The sequence below is a fragment of the Microcoleus sp. F4-D5 genome, assembly GCF_036704885.1.
In the GTDB taxonomy this organism is placed as follows: domain Bacteria; phylum Cyanobacteriota; class Cyanobacteriia; order Cyanobacteriales; family Microcoleaceae; genus Microcoleus.
Map to the genome: position 1 here is coordinate 1 of NZ_JAUBSX010000164.1, position 3,487 is coordinate 3,487.

At 45.6% G+C, this 3,487-nt stretch carries 4 protein-coding genes; 3 read left to right on the forward strand and 1 reads right to left on the reverse strand.

Annotated features, from left to right (window positions below; translation table 11 throughout):
* Nucleotides 1-120 precede the first annotated feature (120 nt).
* The 3 genes from QUA80_RS33115 (at nucleotide 121) to moeB (ending at nucleotide 3,095) form a co-directional block, all read left to right on the forward strand.
* Nucleotides 121-1,320, forward strand: coding sequence for a transposase (locus QUA80_RS33115; RefSeq protein ID WP_333429133.1), 1,200 nt, complete (start codon nucleotides 121-123; stop codon nucleotides 1,318-1,320).
* 55 nt (nucleotides 1,321-1,375) lie between these two features.
* A complete protein-coding gene (locus QUA80_RS33120; protein ID WP_333429134.1) occupies nucleotides 1,376-1,855 on the forward strand; it encodes a M67 family metallopeptidase in 480 nt (159 codons plus the stop codon).
* Nucleotides 1,856-1,934: 79 nt separating this feature from the next.
* Nucleotides 1,935-3,095, forward strand: coding sequence for a molybdopterin-synthase adenylyltransferase MoeB (gene moeB, locus QUA80_RS33125; RefSeq protein ID WP_333429135.1), 1,161 nt, complete (start codon nucleotides 1,935-1,937; stop codon nucleotides 3,093-3,095).
* 193 nt (nucleotides 3,096-3,288) lie between these two features.
* On the opposite strand, the gene QUA80_RS33130 is transcribed toward moeB, so the two are convergent.
* On the reverse strand, nucleotides 3,289-3,487 hold a 199-nt coding region (locus QUA80_RS33130; RefSeq protein WP_333429136.1), incomplete at its 5' end, for a hypothetical protein.

Below are 3,487 nucleotides of genomic sequence, written 5' to 3' on the forward strand. Positions count from 1 at the left end.
TTAATAATTAAATGGGGTCGCAAAATCAAAAATAAGGGCAATGCTTGTATCACAGTTTAAATGTGCAACAGCTTACAAGCTGGCAAATAAAAGCTTCAGTAAAAATGGTAAACTATTGCAATGATAGTTTTAGAGTTTAAATTAAAAGGCAAGGCGGAGCAATATCGAATCATCGACGACATGATTCGGACGGCTCAATTTATCCGAAATAAAACTCTGAGACATTGGATAGACAATCAAGGAATTAAGTTAGTAGACCTGTACAAACAATGCGCCCTCATGGCGAAAGAGTTTGAATGGGCAGGCAAGCTTAACTCGACAGCACGTCAAGCTTCGGCGGAACGTGCTATTTTTGCCATTCAACGTTTCTTTGCTAATTGCCAAGCTAAAAAACCAGGAAAAAAGGGATTTCCACAGTTCAAAAAGCATACCAGATCCGTTGAGTACAAACAATCCGGCTGGGCACTTTCTCACGACAAAAGATGCTTGACGTTTAAAGATGGTTTAGCCGCCGGGAAGTTCAAATTAATCGGTAGTCGGGATTTGCATTTTTATGCACCCAACGAGATTAAACGAATCAGAGTTATACGCCGTGCCGACGGATACTACGCACAAATTTGCATCAATGTAGAGCGAAAAGAGGAACTTGTTCCGACTGGTAAAGGTATCGGAATCGACCTAGGGCTGAACCACTTCTATACTGACAGCGACGGCGAAACAGTTGCGAACCCTCGCTATCTCCGAAAAAGCGAAAAAGCTTTGAAGAGATTGCAGAAGCGAGTCTCTCGGAAAAAGAAAGGTTCTAAGAACCGAAAGAAAGCGATCGACAAGTTAGGAAGAAAGCACCTAAAGGTTTCGAGGCAGCGTAAAGACTTTGCCATAAAGACGGCATTGTGCGTAGTGAAATCTAGCGATTTCGTAGCCTATGAAAACCTTCAGGTGCGAAATATGGTCAAAAACCACAAGCTTGCTAAATCAATTAGCGATGCAGCGTGGTCGCAGTTTGCTCAGTGGTTGGAGTATTTTGGGAAAGTGTACCGCAAAACCGTAATTGCTATTCCACCGGAATACACATCCCAGGAGTGTTCAAATTGTGGCAACCCGGTCAAGAAAACCCTATCAAATCGAACCCATATTTGCGGTTGTGGAACGATATTAGATCGCGACCATAACGCCGCGAGAAATATTTTGGTAAAGGGTTTCAAGCAAGCAAAAATCAATTTAAATACGGTGGGGCACACCGGAATTCACGCTGGGGGACAGACCGAGCTCTACTCGCTGGTGGTAGCATCAACGAGCAAATCGACTGGCCGATCCTAGAATCCCCTCGCCTTCAGGCAGGGGAGTGTCAAAATAAAATCTACAATAAAATCCTATGCAGCCGATCGCACTTTCCCCCGAACAAATTTTATCCATCCGCACCCACGCCGAAAGCGCTTATCCTGAAGAATGCTGCGGTTTGTTGCTCGGTCGAGTTACTGGCGAGGTTAAAACTTTAGTGGAAGTTTGGCCGACTGAAAATGCTTGGAGTGCGGAAGCTGAAGAGAATTGGCCGGAACAAAAAGAATTGACAGAACGACGCAGATATGCTATCAAGCCCGAAGATATGTTGCGGGCGATGAAACACGGGCGCGATCGCACTCTGGATATTATCGGTATATATCATTCTCACACGGATTGTCCCGCAGTGCCCTCAGAGTGCGATCGAACATTAGCCTGGGCCCAATACTCTTACATCATTGTGTCCGTCCGACAAGGCTGTTGGGAAGACCTCCGCAGTTGGAGTCTTGACGGAGAGGGGAACTTTCAAGCAGAGGAAATTCTCGCACAGGAACCGACTGAGATTAAGAAATAATTCGTAAAAATAACAAACACGTAAAAATGCGAAAGATTTAGATAGGATATAATTCAAAATCTGCGCTACACACAATATCATGCTAAATCCTAATCTGGAGGAGATCCAGCTCAACAAACAAGAATACGAACGCTACTCTCGCCACCTCATCCTCCCAGAAGTTGGATTGGACGGGCAGAAGCGTCTCAAAGCTGCCAGCGTGCTCTGCATCGGTACGGGAGGCCTCGGTTCGCCGCTGCTGCTGTATTTAGCAGCCGCCGGTGTTGGCCGCATTGGGATTGTAGACTTTGATATTGTTGACCATTCCAATTTGCAGCGGCAGGTAATTCACGGCACTTCTTGGGTTGGGAAACCGAAGATTGAGTCGGCTAAAAATCGGATTTTAGAAATTAATCCTTTTTGTCAAGTTGATTTGTACGAAACTCGCGTTAGTTCCGAAAATGCGATCGACATTGCCACCCCTTACGATATTATCATCGACGGTACAGACAACTTTCCGACTCGCTATTTGATGAACGACGTTTGCGTGCTTTTAAACAAGCCCAACGTCTACGGTTCCATCTTCCGATTTGAAGGACAAGCAACAGTTTTCAACTACGAAGGCGGCCCGAATTACCGCGATTTGTACCCGGAACCCCCGCCTCCTGGGATGGTTCCTTCTTGTGCCGAAGGCGGCGTTTTAGGCGTTTTGCCCGGAGTAATTGGCTGCATTCAAGCTACGGAAGCGATCAAAATTATTTTGGGTCAAGGCGACACATTGAGCGGCAGATTGTTGCTTTATAATGCCTTAGATATGACGTTCCGGCAGTTGAAATTGCGGCCAAATCCAGTGCGCCCAGTAATTGAAAAATTAATCGATTATGAAGAATTCTGCGGCTTTAATCAAGTAAAAGCAGAACAACCCCAAGTTCCTGAAATGACTGTCACAGAACTTAAGCAGTTAATCGACAGCGGTGCGAAGGATTTTGTATTGTTGGATGTTCGCAATCCCAATGAGTATCAAATTTGTCAAATTCCTGGGTCGGTTTTGGTGCCTTTGCCGGATATCGAACACGGCGCAGGTGTGGCTAAAGTCAAGGAATTGTTGAACGGCCACCGCTTGATTGCACACTGCAAAATGGGCGGGCGTTCTGCGAAGGCTTTGGGCATTTTGAAGGAAGCTGGAATTGAGGGAATTAATGTTAAGGGCGGAATTACTGCTTGGAGTCAAGAAGTAGACCCGTCTGTACCTCAATACTAAGGCTAATCTTTTTCTGGGGCGGGCGATTTGCCCGCCCGGAACCGGGATTATGGCGGCGGCAACGGTTTATTTCTATTTAGTAGATTCTTGAACTTACTGAGAGATTCTTGGAATTGGCACTCAACATAACCAAAGACCAAACCGCTACCCCCGCACCGATACTAATAAGCTGTCGCCCATTTAAATTGTATATTCAGGGCGGGCTTTCTGGCCCAACCCCTACTCCCCACATGACTTTAATTATTTTTGAAATACTATTTAAATGCCGCAACAGCTTAGACATCTCCCAAAAAGAAATTGTGCGACGATCGCTCTTAAACCCACATTCCGCACCCCCAACTGGCACATAGGCAGATGGAGGGGATAAAAGTGAATCATCCGAGATAATAAGT

Excerpts from the sequence above, each read along its gene's own strand:
- QUA80_RS33115 (WP_333429133.1), top strand. The coding sequence starts at position 121 with ATGATAGTTTTAGAGTTTAAATTAAAAGGCAAGGCGGAGCAATATCGA.
- QUA80_RS33120 (WP_333429134.1), top strand. The coding sequence starts at position 1,376 with ATGCAGCCGATCGCACTTTCCCCCGAACAAATTTTATCCATCCGCACC.
- moeB (WP_333429135.1), top strand. The coding sequence starts at position 1,935 with ATGCTAAATCCTAATCTGGAGGAGATCCAGCTCAACAAACAAGAATAC.